The sequence below is a fragment of the Roseovarius sp. 10 genome (genome assembly GCF_033100315.1).
GTDB lineage: Bacteria > Pseudomonadota > Alphaproteobacteria > Rhodobacterales > Rhodobacteraceae > M30B80.
The window spans coordinates 334,948-349,798 of sequence record NZ_JAWLVH010000002.1 but is presented as its reverse complement, the minus strand read 5'-3'; the positions used below and the strand labels follow the sequence as shown (position 1 = coordinate 349,798).

At 57.7% G+C, this 14,851-nt stretch carries 12 protein-coding genes; 7 read left to right on the top strand and 5 right to left on the bottom strand.

Features of this window, described 5'->3' with window-relative positions; all coding sequences use genetic code 11:
• Window positions 1-84: 84 nt before the first annotated feature.
• Complete coding sequence (locus RYZ18_RS08950) at window positions 85-885, top strand: inositol monophosphatase family protein (RefSeq protein WP_317656307.1); 801 nt, start codon at window positions 85-87, stop codon at window positions 883-885.
• On the opposite strand, the gene RYZ18_RS08945 is transcribed toward RYZ18_RS08950, so the two are convergent.
• A complete protein-coding gene (locus tag RYZ18_RS08945) occupies window positions 882-1,808 on the bottom strand; it encodes a tyrosine recombinase XerC (RefSeq protein WP_317656306.1) in 927 nt (308 codons plus the stop codon). The two genes, RYZ18_RS08950 and RYZ18_RS08945, sit on opposite strands and share 4 nt — an antisense overlap.
• Window positions 1,809-1,812: 4 nt before the next feature.
• Complete coding sequence (locus RYZ18_RS08940; protein WP_411567102.1) at window positions 1,813-2,526, bottom strand: DUF484 family protein; 714 nt, start codon at window positions 2,524-2,526, stop codon at window positions 1,813-1,815.
• A 238-nt stretch (window positions 2,527-2,764) separates the two neighbouring features.
• Between RYZ18_RS08940 and RYZ18_RS08935 the strand changes: the two genes are divergently transcribed.
• From RYZ18_RS08935 to RYZ18_RS08925, 3 genes are all read left to right on the top strand, one after another.
• A complete protein-coding gene (locus tag RYZ18_RS08935; RefSeq protein WP_411567101.1) occupies window positions 2,765-4,972 on the top strand; it encodes a primosomal protein N' in 2,208 nt (735 codons plus the stop codon).
• An 84-nt stretch (window positions 4,973-5,056) separates the two neighbouring features.
• Entirely contained in the window at window positions 5,057-6,151 is a 1,095-nt protein-coding gene (hisC, locus tag RYZ18_RS08930) for a histidinol-phosphate transaminase (protein WP_317656305.1), read from the top strand.
• Window positions 6,148-7,071: a prephenate/arogenate dehydrogenase family protein gene (locus tag RYZ18_RS08925; RefSeq protein ID WP_317656304.1), complete on the top strand. Its 924-nt coding sequence runs from the start codon at window positions 6,148-6,150 to the stop codon at window positions 7,069-7,071. Before hisC ends, RYZ18_RS08925 begins: the two co-directional genes overlap by 4 nt.
• Here the strand turns inward: RYZ18_RS08925 and RYZ18_RS08920 are convergent.
• The gene (locus RYZ18_RS08920; RefSeq protein WP_317656303.1) at window positions 7,068-8,075 is read right to left on the bottom strand and encodes a DUF2125 domain-containing protein; all 1,008 of its coding nucleotides are present in this window, start codon (window positions 8,073-8,075) and stop codon (window positions 7,068-7,070) included. The two genes, RYZ18_RS08925 and RYZ18_RS08920, sit on opposite strands and share 4 nt — an antisense overlap.
• A gap of 59 nt (window positions 8,076-8,134) precedes the next feature.
• On the opposite strand from RYZ18_RS08920, the gene RYZ18_RS08915 reads away from it, so the two are divergent.
• From RYZ18_RS08915 to RYZ18_RS08905, 3 genes are all read left to right on the top strand, one after another.
• Window positions 8,135-8,701, top strand: a complete 567-nt coding sequence (locus RYZ18_RS08915; RefSeq protein ID WP_317656302.1) for a gamma-glutamylcyclotransferase — start codon at window positions 8,135-8,137, stop codon at window positions 8,699-8,701.
• Between the two features lie 80 nt (window positions 8,702-8,781).
• Window positions 8,782-9,984: a biopolymer transporter ExbB gene (locus tag RYZ18_RS08910; RefSeq protein WP_317656300.1), complete on the top strand. Its 1,203-nt coding sequence runs from the start codon at window positions 8,782-8,784 to the stop codon at window positions 9,982-9,984.
• The gene (locus RYZ18_RS08905) at window positions 9,984-11,477 is read left to right on the top strand and encodes a peptidoglycan -binding protein (protein ID WP_317656299.1); all 1,494 of its coding nucleotides are present in this window, start codon (window positions 9,984-9,986) and stop codon (window positions 11,475-11,477) included. Before RYZ18_RS08910 ends, RYZ18_RS08905 begins: the two co-directional genes overlap by 1 nt.
• On the opposite strand, the gene RYZ18_RS08900 is transcribed toward RYZ18_RS08905, so the two are convergent.
• Both RYZ18_RS08900 and clpA read right to left on the bottom strand, forming a co-directional pair.
• On the bottom strand, window positions 11,474-12,418 hold the full coding sequence (locus tag RYZ18_RS08900) for a M23 family metallopeptidase (protein WP_317656297.1): 945 nt from the start codon (window positions 12,416-12,418) through the stop codon (window positions 11,474-11,476). The two genes, RYZ18_RS08905 and RYZ18_RS08900, sit on opposite strands and share 4 nt — an antisense overlap.
• Window positions 12,419-12,456: 38 nt before the next feature.
• Window positions 12,457-14,793 carry an ATP-dependent Clp protease ATP-binding subunit ClpA gene (gene clpA, locus RYZ18_RS08895; protein WP_317656296.1) on the bottom strand — a complete coding sequence of 779 codons (2,337 nt, stop codon included), beginning with the start codon at window positions 14,791-14,793 and terminating at the stop codon, window positions 12,457-12,459.
• Between the last annotated feature and the right edge of the window lie 58 nt (window positions 14,794-14,851).

The following is a 14,851-nucleotide window of genomic DNA, read 5'->3' as shown; positions in this document are numbered from 1 at the left end:
CCTGCACCCTTGGCACTTGGCCCCGCGCGGGCTATAGGGCGCGCCTGTTGCTTGGGCGAAACGCCCCCCGAAAGGAATACCGCGATGCAAGGTTCTGCAAATCTCAACGTCATGATCAAAGCTGCCCGTAAAGCGGGGCGCAGCTTGTTGAAAGATTTCCGTGAGGTTGAGAACCTTCAAGTTTCTTCAAAGGGGCCGGGCGATTTCGTAAGCCGTGCGGATCGGGCCGCGGAGGAAATTCTGCGCGAAGAATTGATGGGCGCACGCCCCAATTATGGTTTCTTGGGCGAAGAAGGTGGCGAGATTGCAGGCACTGACCCAACCCGCCGTTGGATTGTTGACCCGCTTGATGGCACGACAAACTATTTGCATGGTCTGCCCCATTGGGCCGTGTCCATCGCGCTTGAGCATAAGGGCGAGGTCGTCTCTGCGGTGGTATATGATCCAAGCCGCGATGAATTGTTTTTTGCCGAAAAAGGTGCGGGTGCCTGGCTTAATGACAGTCAACGCTTGCGCGTCTCGGCCCGCAATCGTTTGATTGAATCAATCTTTGCAATGGGCGTTCCTTTCGGCACGCAGAAATATCTGCCCGCTGTCTTGCGCGATATGGGGCAGCTTTTGCCTGTTTGCGCGGGGGTTCGCCGCTTGGGTGCAGGCTCGCTTGATCTCGCCTATGTGGCGGCGGGGCGGTATGAGGGTTTTTGGGATTACCACCTGAAGCCATGGGATTTTGCCGCAGGTCTGTTGATCGTGCGCGAAGCGGGCGGCTTTGTTGAGCCGATCCGCGAAGGGCAGGATATGATGGTGGATGGCCACCTAATTGCCGCTGCTGAGCCGATTTTTGAGGCTTTCGCGAAAATCATCCGCAGCCGCGAGGACAGTTAAACCGCGCGCGCTTTGGGATGGGCGGTTTCGTAAATCTCAACCAATCTTTTCGTGTCAATCGCAGTATAGGCTTGGGTTGTCGATAGGCTTGCATGGCCAAGCAATTCTTGAATGGCGCGCAAATCGCCCCCTGCATTTAGCAGATGGGTAGCAAAACTGTGTCGCAGCGCGTGCGGTGTCGCGCTTGGGGGCAGGCCAAGCTGCATCCGTGCTTTCTCGACAATCAGTGCAATGATGCGCGGGTTTAGCGCGCCGCCGCGAATGCCGCGAAAAAGCGGCGCATCGGCGGTCAATTCATAAGGGCACAGGTCGGCATAGCGCGCCAATGCGTTGCGTGCAGCGGGCAAAACGGGCAATTCGCGTTCCTTATTGCCCTTGCCGCGCACCCGTAAGACATCGCCTAAGGGGAGGGTCGCCCCTGTAAGGGCCAAAGCCTCACCACGGCGCAAACCGCACCCATACAGCAGCGTGACAATCGCCAAATCTCGGGCCTGCACCCACGGGCGGTGATCTTCGCTCGCCACTTGGTCAAGCAGGTGGCGTGCATCCCCTTCGCTCAGAGGGCGCGGCAGGCTGCGTTGATAGCGGGGCGCGCGCATAGAGAGCACCACGCTTGCATCAAAGCCATCGTGGTCTGACCACCAATTGTAAAAACTGCGCACCGATGACAAGGCGCGCGCCAAAGATCGGGCTGATACACCGCGCGCGCGCATCGCGGCCATATAGGCCCGCATGTCGCGCAAGCTGATAGATTTTAGGGCGTTTGGGCCGCGGTTGTCTGGGTCATGGCGGGCGTGAAATTCAAGAAAATCACGCAGATCCCGCCCATAGGCCTCGATCGTGGCCTCCGCACGCCCCTCCACCCCGCGCAAATGGGTGATCCATCGCTCGAAAAGATCACGGGTGGCGGGGGCAATCAGCATGGGTTTAGCCCAAATAGGTATGCATCACGCGCTCATAGACGCCTGCAAAAAACGCCAAGAGGTCAGTCCCTTGGCTGGGGCGGAATTGATGCGGGTCTTCTGCGGCAAAAGCCAACATCCCAGGCAGCCGATCTGGCCCCATATCCAGACGCACAAGACCTTCGGATTTGATCCATTCTGCGGCCGTGCCAAAAACCTGTTCGGCATGGGGGCTTGCGCCGCGCAATGTAACCTGACGCGAGGGCACATCGCGCCCGCCTGTGAGATAGGCATCAACAAAACCTGCCGGCACGATGGAGAGAACCTCATCAAGACCGCTCAGGTCATCGGGGTCACGTTCTTCGGCCTCATGACTTTCGAGAACCAGTTTCGCGCGATCAACACGCAGGATTTCAGGTAGGTCTGCGGCTGTAATTTTTAAAAAATCTTCGAAATTCTCGGCCTCTAACACACGCAAAACGGCGCGGTGAATTTGATTAGTGCCCGTCAGATTTTCATAGGCTGCCGCGATCACAGAGCGATGCGTGTCCTCTAGGCGTTCAAGGCGGCTTTCCAATCGCTCCATTGCAATGCCGCGCATATCGACCACATTACCGCCCATCAGCCGATCATTGGCCGAGATCAGAACGCGCATTAGGTCGCGATCCTCTAGGATGAGTTCGGGGTCTTTGAGAACGCGCTCACGCCAATCGCCGAGCATTTCTGCTTTCTGTGTCACTGTCCTTGCCTCATTCTGCGCGCCCCGCCTTTTGGGGGGCATCTCATTTGTGCCACGGTCTGGTGCCGTGCTGTTTACTTGCTACGCCGTCACCTTACACCAAAGCTTTTCCGATTTCTGCCCTGTTTTTTCGCTTCTGCAAATTATGGGGCGGTGGGGGCTTGGTTTTGGTGCTTTTCATCGCGGCGCTTGCGTGGTTCTTTGCATATATCCCGCTTGACCTTGAATGCAAAAGAGAATGAACGCCAACGCGATGGAAGCTGATTATTTCACTGAAGGGGCGCTTGTTGGTGTGCTGACCGCTGAACCGCTGGATCGCGTGCTGGATTATCGCGCGCCAGAGGGTGGCTGTGGGATTGGTGCCTTTGTCGAAGTGCCGCTTGGGCCGCGCCGCGTGATTGGCGTGGTTTGGGGCCGGGGGCAGGGGGGCTATGACCCTGCAAAAATTCGTAAAATCGCGAATGTGGTGGATGTGGCGCCAATGCGCCCTGAAATGCGCCAATTTCTAGAGCGCGTGGCGCAATACACCTTTACGCCCTTGTCGGCGATGCTGCGTTTGGCCACGCGCGCGCCTGCATTGGGGGCTTCGCCTCAAGCGCGCAGACTATACACGCGGGGGGCAAGCACGCCTGCGCGGATGACGGATGCGCGGGCCCGTGTCATGGATGTGATTGACGAATATGGGGGGGCCGCGCTGTCGCAATCCGAATTGGCGCAGGCGGCAGGGGTCAGCAGCGCGGTCATCAAAGGATTGGTCGAACAAGGCGCATTGGCGCAAGTCGAGGCCCCCCGCGATGCGCCTTTCCCCGCTTTGGATCATCACCTTGAGGGCAAGAACCTCAGCCCCGATCAGGCCGATATCTCACGCCGCTTGCGCCACAAAATTGCGGCAGGCGGCTTTGGAGCTAGTTTACTCAAGGGGGTCACGGGGTCAGGCAAAACCGAAGTCTATCTTGAGGCGGTTGCCGAGGCTTTGGCAAAAGGCCAACAGGCGCTTGTCCTTTTGCCTGAGATTGCCCTTTCTGCGGAATTCCTGACGCGGGTTGAAGCGCGGTTTGGTGCGCGCCCTGCCGAATGGCATTCAGGGATCACCATGGCAGAACGGCGGCGCGTCTGGAAAATGGTGGGCGAAGGGGAGGCGCAATTGGTGGTGGGCGCGCGCTCTAGCCTGTTCCTGCCGTTCCGAGATTTGGGTTTGATCGTGGTCGATGAAGAACATGATGCCTCTTACAAGCAGGAAGACGGCGTGTTCTACAATGCCCGCGACATGGCTGTTCTGCGCGGCTCCGTTGCAGGCGCGCAGGTGATCTTGGCATCGGCGACCCCTTCGCTTGAGACATGGGCGAATGCGGAGGCGGGCAAATATGAACGCTTTGATCTGCCCGCGCGGTTTGGCGCGTCTGAATTGCCACAGATGAGCGCGATTGATATGCGCCTTGAGGATGTGCCCTCGGGGCAATGGATTTCACCGAGCTTGGCGCATGAGGTGGCGGCGCGTATTTCAGCAGGTGAGCAAAGCTTGCTATTCCTCAATCGCCGTGGGTTTGCGCCGATTACCCTATGCCGTGCTTGCGGTGTGCAAATCGCCTGTGATCATTGTGATGCTCGCATGGTTGAACACCGCTTTCAAAAGCGGTTGATGTGCCATCAATGCGGCGAGACGAAAGATATTCCCGAAACCTGCCCCGCCTGTGGCGTTGATGGTAAGTTGACGGCCTTAGGGCCTGGGGTCGAACGCATTGCCGAAGAGGCGCAAGCCCTATTTCCACAGGCGCGCGTGGCGATTTTATCATCTGATTTGTTTGGCTCCGCCCGCGCGCTGAAAGCGCAGATTGCTGAGATTGCAGAAGGCGGATGCGATATTATTATCGGCACGCAATTGGTGGCCAAGGGGCATAATTTCCCGAACCTCACCTTGGTGGGGGTGGTGGATGCTGATCTTGGGTTGCACGGCTCTGACCTGCGCGCGGCTGAGCGCAGTTTTCAGCTGATGCGCCAAGTTGCAGGCCGCGCAGGGCGCGCTGAAAAAGCAGGGGTCGCCATGATGCAGACCTATCAGCCCGAGCACCCCGTGATCACCGCCATTCTGGCAAATGATGATGAGGGGTTCTGGCGTGCCGAGGCCGCGATGCGCGAAGCGGCCGCGATGCCACCCTATGGCAGGCTTGCGGGGATCGTGATCTCAAGCCCCGATTTGGCCGAATGTTTTGATCTGGGCAATCATCTGGCCCGCCATGATGGCCCGCTGCGTCAGATTGAGGCGCAGGTTTTTGGCCCTGCCCCTGCGCCTGTCGCACGGGTGCGGGGGCGGCATCGTGTGCGCCTTTTGGTCAAGGCCCCAAAAGGCGCGCCCATTCAAGCTGCGCTTGCGCATTGGCTGAACGGATTGAAATATTCCAACAAGCTGCGTCTCTCGGTCGATATTGATCCGCAAAGTTTCTATTGATCTGGCAATTTTTGCGCGGGAACTTCCCTTGGCGCGCAAGCCCCGTTAGAAGGCGGGGGTGATTTGACAAGAAGGATCGCATCCATGAGCGCGCGCGGCACATATCCTGACCCCAAGGCAGGGATCATGCAGATTGCCCTTTATCAGGGCGGATTAAGTGCGCTTCAGGGGCATCAAAACCCGATTAAACTTTCGTCAAACGAAAATCCGTTCGGGCCAAGCCCCAAGGCTCGCGCGGCGATTGAGGCGGCAACGGCGGATATGCACCGCTACCCTGACACGGGTCACACGGCCTTGCGCGCAGCCATAGGCGCGTTGCACGGGCTTGACCCTGATCGCATTATCTGTGGCGTTGGTTCGGATGAGGTGATCCAGTTTCTGTGCCACGCTTTTGCGGGGCAGGGGGATGAGGTTCTGTTCACCGAGCATGGATTTGCCATGTATCGCATCTGTGCGCTGATGGTTGGCGCCACACCCGTTGAGGTTCCCGAGGCGGATTTTCGTGTCGATATTGATGCCGTGATCGCGGGGATAACGCCGCGCACCCGATTGGTGTTTATTGCTAACCCTGCAAACCCAACAGGCACTTTTCTCAGCCATGAGGAATTGACGCGTTTGGCCGATGCTATCCCGCCAAATTGTTTGTTGGTGATTGATGCGGCCTATGCAGAGTTTGTTGATGGGTATGATGGCGGTGCAAGCCTTGCAACAGAGCGCGACAATGTTGTGATGACCCGCACGTTTTCCAAGCTTTATGGGCTTGGGGGCCTCCGGGTGGGGTGGGGCTATGGCGCGAAAGGGTTAATTGAAATTTTAACGCGTTTGCGTCAGCCCTTTAACCTCTCAACCCTTGCGCTTGCAGGGGCAGAGGCGGCGATTGCAGACCAAGATTTCGCCCAAAATTCGGTGCGCATCAACAATGCCGAGCGCGATACCCTGACGCGAGGCTTGCGTGAGTTGGGGATCAAAGTGTCGGACAGTGAAGCGAACTTCATCTTGGCCCGTTTCGAGGATGAGGCGACCGCTGACGCGGCTGATGCGTTTTTCAAATCGCGCGGCATTATCGTGCGGGCGCCAAAGTCTTATAAAATTCCGCATGGGCTGCGGATCACCATCGGGCGGCCCGAGGATAATGTTCATGTTCTGGCGGCAATGCGCGCCTTCAGGGGGGCGGAATGAGCCAGCTTTACACTCGTGTTGCCCTCATCGGTCTGGGGCTGATTGCAGGCTCAATGTCGCTTGCGATGCGCCGCGCGGGTCTTGCAGGCGAGGTGGTGGGCTATGCCCGCTCGCCCCAGACGCGGGATGTTGCGCGCGAAATCGGGCTTTGTGATCATATCGCGGATGATCTGGCCAGCGCGGTCGCGGGTGCGGATTTGGTGGTTCTTTGCGTTCCTGTTGGCGCGATGGAGGCCGTAGCGCGTGAAATGGCCCCGCATTTGGCCACAGGTGCCACAATCTCTGATGTGGGATCGGTGAAGCGCGCGGTGATCGATGCGGTCGCCCCGCATTTGCCGAACGGGGTGGATTTCATCCCTGCGCACCCGCTTGCAGGCACCGAACATTCTGGCCCTCGCTCGGGCTTTGCCGAGTTGTTTGATAATCGCTACGTGCTCCTCACCCCAGAGGCAGACAGCAACCCTGATGCGGTGGCGCGATTGCGCGCCCTATGGGAAGGGTGCGGTGCTAAGGTTGAGGAGATGGACGCAGATCATCACGATCTGGTTCTTGCCGTCACCAGCCATACACCGCATTTGATCGCCTACACGATGGTCGGTGTCGCCGATGATTTGCGCCGCGTGACGGATAGCGAAGTGATCAAATATTCTGCGGCGGGTTTCCGTGATTTCACCCGCATTGCAGCCTCTGATCCGACCATGTGGCGCGATGTTTTTTTGTCCAACAAAGATGCCACCCTAGAGATTTTGGGGCGCTTTACCGAAGAATTATTCGCATTGCAGCGCGCTATTCGGCGGGGCGATGGGGATCATCTGCACGCCTATTTCACCCGCACCCGCGCCATTCGGCGCGGCATTATTGAGGCGGGGCAGGATACAGATGCGCCTGATTTTGGGCGGATTGCGCGCAAGAAAGATTAACGCAGGATCAAGCGTGGTGCGGGGCCAATGGGGATCGGCCCTGCAAAGACCGCACCCCCGCTAAAGCGTAAGATGATATCAAGGTTTTCGGGCTGGCCCGAGAGCTGCGCAAAAAGCCCAAGCCCGCCATCTAGCATTTGATACAGGTCTTGCGAGATGACCCGAGCGCGCAAGGCCATATCTAACATCGCGCGCCAGTTTTCTGCCCTCAGCGCCAGATCACCCTCAGCTATGCCTTGTGCATCCACTGTGACCGCACCCGAAGCGCGCAAAACCATATCCCCCCAGATGGCAGAGGCTTCGTCAATTTGGATGGCCGTAAATTGCGGGCGGGCCTGTTCAAGCGCTTCCAAATCCCACGGGCGATCAAAGGTCAAAGTGGCATCAAGGCTGGATTGCTCGAAAATCGTAGGCATGACCCCCGCAGGATCAAGCCGCGCGCGCAGGCCTTGGGGGAGAGATAACCCCTCGATTGCGGCATTCAGATCATAGGTTTGATCCTCATTCTGCAATCGGGTGAATGTGATCGTGGCCGCGTCTAAACTGGCCTGCCAAGCAGCGTCATTCGCGCGCTGAAGGGTGAGATCGCGCAACTGGGTCGCCGCCCCTGACACTGCCAGATTGCGGGTTGGTTCAAGCTGCAAATTGGACTGAAACTGCGCCGAGGCGATATCGAAACGTGCTTCGGGCGTGGCAAAAACATGGGCGCTTGGCCATGTAACGGATATGTCCCCTGCAGACAGCAAGGCCTGATCAATCAAGATTGCTGGGCCTGACCAAAGCCACCCTGTTTCAGGGTCAGCCAGTTCCAAATTCGGGATTGTGGCATTCAGGCTGAGGGGAAAGCCCTTCACCTCAATCGGATCATGTGAGACAAGCCACCCATCGGCTTGGCGTGCTTCAAACCATGCTGCGAGGGTCGATTTGCTTGCTGCGGCAAGCCCAAACCAAACCCCACTGGCCAACAGGCAAAGGGCCGCGATGATGATAAGAACCTTTTTCATGCGCTATTCCTTAACGCTGCGCGTCAGGACTGCCAAGCGCCAAAGCGAGGTGGCATCTCATGTCTGAGGCACAGTTTGAACCTCTTTGGGTCTTTGGCTATGGCAGCCTAATCTGGAACCCGGGCTTTCCTGTGGCGCAGACCGCGCATGCGCGGCTTATGGGCTGGCGGCGGTCGTTTTGCATGTCCTCTATTCACCACCGCGGCACGCCCGAGGCACCAGGGTTGGTTTTGGCCTTGGATCAGGCCGAAAATGCCCATTGTGACGGGGTAGCGTTTCGCGTGACTGATGGTCATGAAAGCGCAACCTTGGAATATTTGCGCGAGCGTGAGTTGGTCAGCTCTGCCTATCTTGAGACGCGCCAAACGGTGCATCTGTCAGCGGGTGGGACGCTTGAGAATGTGCTGACTTTTGTCATTGACCCCGACCATTGCCAATATCGCGGCGATCTTGACCTTGAGACCCAAGCCCAGATTATCGCGCGCGCTGTGGGTGGGCGGGGGCCAAACGATGAATATCTGATCAACACAGCCGAGCATTTGCACCAAATCGGCGTTCCTGATGCCGAATTATCGTGGCTGCAATCACGCGTTGCCGAGATAAAAGCAGAGATAAAACCATCGTGATCTTGCGCCCCCCTGTTGGCAGAGCCATGGAAGGGCGGTAGGTTGGGCCCAAGCGAGGCCACGGGGCAGGAGAGTTTTTGATGAGCGGCAGCAACAGAAGCGGGGCGCAGTCTAGTTTCACACGCCCCACCCGCCAGATTTTCCTGATGATGATCATATGCGGCTTGGTCGCGGCAGGGGGCGCAGTGGTTTATCCTATGGTGCTGCCTGTTTTCCTCTCTAACCCATACCTCAATGGCACGATAGGCGTGGTGTTCTTGGTCGGCGTGATGGCCTGTTTCTGGCAGGTGCTGCAGTTATTTTCTTCGGTGCGCTGGATCGAAGGCGCGGCGCAGCAAGGTTTGACAGATCAACGGCGTCCCGAACTATTGGCGCCTTTGGCCGCCGCTTTGCAAGGGCGCGGTGCACGGATGCAACTGTCGACCATGACGACCCGTTCGGTCTTGGATTCCGTGGGCGCGCGGATGGAAGAAAGCCGCGACATCACCCGCTATTTGGCGAATTTGCTGATTTTTCTCGGGCTCTTGGGCACGTTTTTTGGATTGGCCACAACAGTGCCTGCAGTTGTAGATACAATTCGCGGTCTACAGCCCAGTGCCGATGAAGACGGGCTTGCGGTTTTCGCGCGGCTGATGACGGGGCTTGAAAGCCAGTTGGGCGGGATGGGCACGGCCTTCGCCTCCTCGCTTTTGGGGCTCGCGGGTTCTTTGGTTGTGGGGCTTTTGGAACTTTTCGCGGGACATGGCCAGAACCGATTTTACCGTGAAATGGAAGAATGGCTGTCCTCCATCACGCGGATGAGTTTTTCCTCGTCAGATGCTGATGGGGACGGCGGTGGGGTGGATCGTGCGGCCGTGGCCACAGTCTTGGATCACATGGTTGACCAGATCGACAGCTTGCAGGCGATGTTCACGCAATCCAACGCTCGGCAGGCCGAAGTTGAAGCGCGGATGGTAGAGATGACAGGCGCGGTTGTGGCCTTAGCTGAACGGATGACCCCGCAATCGCAAGAAATCGCGGCGCGTCAGGCCCAAGCTCAAGAACAACTGGTCGAGCGATTGGAAATTCTGGGTAGTCTCTGCGGATTTGACGATGAAGCCCGCGCGCGGATGCGGTCGATTGACCTGCAGCTTGTGCAAATTTTTGAACAAATGGCCGCGCGGGTGAACCAATCGTCTGAAGGCGATGGCGAAGTGCGCGCGTTACGCCGTGAGATGGCGGCACTGACCGCGGCTATTCGGCGTGTGACCGAGACGGATGAAAACGGGGAAGGGCAAGCCTGATGGCGTTTCACCGCAGAACAGGCAATCGGTTTTCTGCCGCGATTTGGCCGGGTTTTGTGGATGCCATCACCGCATTGCTGATGGTGATGATTTTTGTGCTGACCATTTTCATGGTAGTGCAGTTCGTTCTAAGCGATCAGATTGCTACGAAGGATAATGAGCTTGATGCGCTCAATGCAGAATTGAATGCGCTCAGCGATGCGCTTGGGTTGGAACAGGCCCGCTCCAGCGATCTGGAAACCCGCCTTGCCACATTGGGCGGCCAGTTATCCGAGGCACAGGCAAGCATCGCCTCCTTTGAGGAGCAGGTGGCCAGTCTCTTGGCGCGTCAGGCTGATTTGCGCGCTCAAGTGGACAGCACGCGCGCTGAACTTGCAGAAACACTCTCCCGCGAGGAGGCGTTGAACCTTGCGCTTGCACAAGCGCGCAGCGAGATTGACAGCGCCGCTGAGGCCGCGCGCCTAGCAGCAGCGCGGCGTGAGGCGCTTGAGGCATTGTTGGCAGATTTGCGCCGTGAGAACAGCGATCTGCAAACCCAACTGTCTGAAGAAGAAGCCGCACGCATGGCCGATGCCGCGGCAGCCGAAGCCCTACGCGAGAGATTGGCCAATTCTGACGCAGAATTGACCGCGCTCACCCTCGCATTAGAGGAGGAGCGCGCAAGGGCCGAAGAAACGCTGACCCTGTTGGCCGCCGCGCGGGCGGCGCAAGAAAACCTACCCGCCGTTGAAGATTTGCAATCCCAACTGTCTGAGCGAGAGGCCCTTTTAGCGGTCGCCAATGCCGAGCTTGCCACGGCGCAGGCGCAATCGACCGAAGCGCAGCGGCGTGTGGTTGTGCTAAATGAGCAGCTTGCAGCCCTGCGCGCGCAGCTCGCCGCGCTTGAAACTACATTGGACGAATCCGAGGCGCGCGATGAGGCGGCACAAGTCCAAATTGACGCGCTAGGAACGCGATTGAACACGGCTCTGGCGCAAGTAGCGGCCGAGCAGCGCGCGCGTGCTGATCTCGAAGCCGCAGAAGCGCAGCGTTTGGAACGCTACAGATCCGATTTCTTTGGTCGCCTGAGAGAGGTGCTTGAGGGGCGTGATGGCGTGCGGATCGTGGGCGACCGTTTCGTGTTTTCGTCTGAGGTCTTGTTTGACAGCGCCCGCGCTGATCTGAGCCCTGAGGGGCGCGCACAAATTGCCAATGTGGCAGAATTGCTGTTGCAGGTTTCCGATGAAATTCCAGATACCATCGATTGGATCATTCGTGTTGATGGCCATACCGATAATGTCCCCCTATCAGCCAATGCGGAATTTTCGAGCAACTGGGAATTGTCGCAGGCGCGCGCCTTGTCCGTGGTTCTTTATATGAGCGAGGAATTGGGCATTCCGTCCGAGCGATTGGCCGCCACAGGGTTTGGTGAATTCCACCCCGTAGCCGAAGGGGATAGCGCCGCAGCGCGGGCGCAAAACCGCAGGATAGAACTTAAATTGACTGAGCGTTAGCGCAGCTCGATTTCTGTTTGACGGATTGAGATAAGTTCACCTTCGCGGATCAGTCGGATTTCCCCGATATATCGTCCCGCGCCCCATCCCCCGTTTGGCGCGCGGCGGCCAGAGGCGCGAAAAAACTGCGCTTGGGCGCGCTCTAATGTGACACTGTTTTCGTGCAGAAGCGCCCCGTTCGGCCCTGTGATTTCAAACTCCATACGATCGCCGATCTGCCCACTATGGGCAAAGCCCCAGACCACCAAGGCGCTTGCGCTGCGGGTGGCCATGGGCAGATGCGCGCGCCCTGCGCGAATTGCATCATAATCGGGCAGGGCATCGGAAAAACCTGCTGCCATGACATCTGCGGTGGGCGCGGGCAATGCAGGGTGCCAGAGTTGGGCCGTGTCGAGGCCGCAATGCCCCTCAGCACTTTGATTGAAAGGATCAATCACCGTGCCATTGTGGCGCAAGGTGAAATGCAGATGCGGAAATTCGGTGCGCCCTGACAGCCCGATCACCCCAAGCCGCGCGCCGGCTTGAACATTTTGCCCGTGGGTCACGGCGATGCTGCCTTGGGCAAGGTGGCAATATTGGCTTTGCCATCCATCGCCGTGGTCAATCACAACACCGTTTCCGCAATCCTGCCCCTTGGGCATGGCGGCGATGCCTTGATCGAGAACCCCATCTCGCGTGGCCTGCACAATACCATCCGCCGTAGCCAGAACGGCGACATTGCGCGTTAGGGCTGCCAGATCAGAAAGGCGGAAATCAGTGCCTTGATGCCCGTCATAGCTTTGGGGGCCGCAGGTGTAATCGCGCGCCGCTATGCTTGGATCATGGTCGACATATTGCTGAATGAAACAGGTCTCACCCAATCGGCAGTCGACAGGAAAGCTGAGGCTCGGCGGGGTGGCATTACCTGCAAAAGAGGCGCAGAAAAAAGCGACCCCACTCAAAAAGGGGGTCGCTTTTGATGTTAACGCTGCGCCGCAGGTCATTCTGCCGTGAGCAGCGGTGGCTTTTTCGAACTGATCCGCGGTGGCGCACCGTTTTCAATGCGCAGGTCGATTTTGCCGTCTTTAACACCAACCTTCACATTGCCACCCTTGGCCAGTTTGCCAAACAGTAATTCTTCGGCCAGTGGCTTTTTGATTTGTTCTTGGATGACACGGCCCAATGGGCGCGCGCCCATACGATCATCATAGCCCAAATCGGCCAAAAGTTCAGCTGCGGGTTTGGTCAGCTCGATCGTCACATTGCGATCAAGCAGCTGCGCCTCAAGTTGCAGCACGAATTTCTCAACCACCTGCAGGATTACATCTTTTGGCAGTGCGCCGAAACTGATCACCGCGTCCAAGCGGTTGCGGAATTCAGGGGTGAAGGTGCGCTCAATCGCGGCGGTATCCTCACCTTCGCGGCGGTCGCGACCAAATCCAATAGCCGCCTTCGCCTGTTCGGCTGCGCCTGCGTTTGAGGTCATGATCAAGACGACATTGCGGAAATCGACTGAACGTCCATTGTGATCGGTCAACGTACCGTGATCCATGACCTGCAACAGGATGTTGAACACATCAGGATGGGCTTTTTCGATTTCGTCCAACAACAGCACGCAATGAGGATGCTGATCCACACCATCAGTCAGAAGTCCGCCCTGATCGAACCCGACATATCCCGGAGGCGCGCCAATCAGGCGGGATACTGCGTGTTTCTCCATGTATTCGGACATGTCAAAACGCAGCAACTCGACCCCAAGGGTATCTGCCAGTTGTTTGGCCACTTCGGTTTTACCAACACCTGTTGGCCCCGCGAAGAGATAGTTGCCAATCGGCTTTTCTGGTTCCCGCAGACCCGCGCGGGCCAATTTGATCGCAGAGGCCAAGGCCTCGATCGCTTTGTCTTGGCCGAACACCACGCGCTTGAGTGTTTTTTCCAAATCGCGCAGCACTTCTGCATCGTCCTTTGAGACGTTCTTTGGCGGGATGCGCGCGATTTTGGCGACCACGGCTTCGATTTCCTTTGGGCCAATGGTCTTGCGCCGCTTGCTATCTGGCAGCAGATGCTGTGCCGCACCGGCCTCGTCTATCACGTCAATTGCTTTATCGGGCAATTTGCGGTCGTTGATATAGCGCGCCGACAGTTCCACCGCGGTGCGGATCGCATCGGCGGTGTATTTCACATCATGGTGGCTTTCGAAATAAGGCTTCAGCCCCCGCAAGATTTTCACCGAATCCTCAACGGATGGTTCATTGACGTCAATCTTCTGGAAGCGGCGCGAGAGCGCGCGGTCTTTTTCAAAATGTTGACGGAACTCTTTATAGGTTGTCGATCCCATGCAGCGCAATTTGCCGCCCTGCAACGCGGGCTTAAGCAGGTTTGAGGCATCCATGGCCCCACCCGATGTCGCACCCGCCCCGATGACAGTATGAATTTCATCGATGAAAAGAACCGCGTCAGGATGGTCTTCCAATTCGTTGACCACGGCCTTCAGCCGTTCTTCAAAATCACCGCGATAGCGTGTGCCTGCCAAAAGCGCGCCCATGTCGAGCGAATAAATGGTGGATTTCGCCAAAACCTCAGGCGTTTCGCCCTCGACAATCTTTTTCGCCAGACCTTCGGCAATGGCAGTCTTGCCAACACCGGGATCGCCGACCAAGAGCGGGTTGTTTTTGCGGCGGCGGCACAGCACTTGAATGCAGCGTTCCACCTCATCATGGCGACCTATCAGCGGGTCAACATCGCCATCATGCGCCTTTTTGTTCAGATCAACGCAGTATTTGGCAAGGGCGGATTCCTTGGCATCACTACCCTCGGGCGGGTTGCCACTTGTTTCACCGCCCTCGTCCATCGGATCAGTCGCGCCTGAAACAGGGCGGCTTTCCCCAAAAGACGGATCTTTCGCCACGCCATGGGCGATGAAATTCACCGCGTCATAGCGGGTCATATCCTGCTCTTGCAGGAAATAGGCTGCGTTTGACTCGCGCTCTGCGAAAATCGCGACAAGGACGTTTGCCCCTGTGACCTCGGTGCGACCCGAGGATTGCACATGGATCGCAGCGCGTTGGATCACCCGCTGGAAGGCCGCGGTCGGCACTGCCTCAGAGCCCTCGATATCTGTCTCAAGCGTGGCCAATTCTTCATCAATGAAGGTGATAAGCGTCTCGCGCAGGGCATCAATGTCTACGCTACAGGCGCGCATGACTTTGGCCGCGTCAGGCTCGTCCAACAGCGCCAGCAGAAGATGTTCCAATGTTGCCAATTCATGCTTGCGCGCATTCGCCTGCGCCAAAGCCGCATGGATGGCCTGCTCTAGGGTATTTGAAAACGACGGCACGATAAGTGCTCCTTTCGTTGCGGCCAGAGGCGCAAGCGGGTTCGGCCCGCCTCCACTG

Bases quoted from the DNA above. Each gene is read 5' to 3' on its own strand.
- RYZ18_RS08950 (WP_317656307.1), top strand. From the start codon at position 85: ATGCAAGGTTCTGCAAATCTCAACGTCATGATCAAAGCTGCCCGTAAA.
- RYZ18_RS08945 (WP_317656306.1), bottom strand. From the start codon at position 1,808: ATGCTGATTGCCCCCGCCACCCGTGATCTTTTCGAGCGATGGATCACC.
- RYZ18_RS08935 (WP_411567101.1), top strand. From the start codon at position 2,765: ATGAACGCCAACGCGATGGAAGCTGATTATTTCACTGAAGGGGCGCTT.
- hisC (WP_317656305.1), top strand. From the start codon at position 5,057: ATGAGCGCGCGCGGCACATATCCTGACCCCAAGGCAGGGATCATGCAG.
- RYZ18_RS08925 (WP_317656304.1), top strand. From the start codon at position 6,148: ATGAGCCAGCTTTACACTCGTGTTGCCCTCATCGGTCTGGGGCTGATT.
- RYZ18_RS08920 (WP_317656303.1), bottom strand. From the start codon at position 8,075: ATGAAAAAGGTTCTTATCATCATCGCGGCCCTTTGCCTGTTGGCCAGT.
- RYZ18_RS08915 (WP_317656302.1), top strand. From the start codon at position 8,135: ATGTCTGAGGCACAGTTTGAACCTCTTTGGGTCTTTGGCTATGGCAGC.
- RYZ18_RS08910 (WP_317656300.1), top strand. From the start codon at position 8,782: ATGAGCGGCAGCAACAGAAGCGGGGCGCAGTCTAGTTTCACACGCCCC.
- RYZ18_RS08905 (WP_317656299.1), top strand. From the start codon at position 9,984: ATGGCGTTTCACCGCAGAACAGGCAATCGGTTTTCTGCCGCGATTTGG.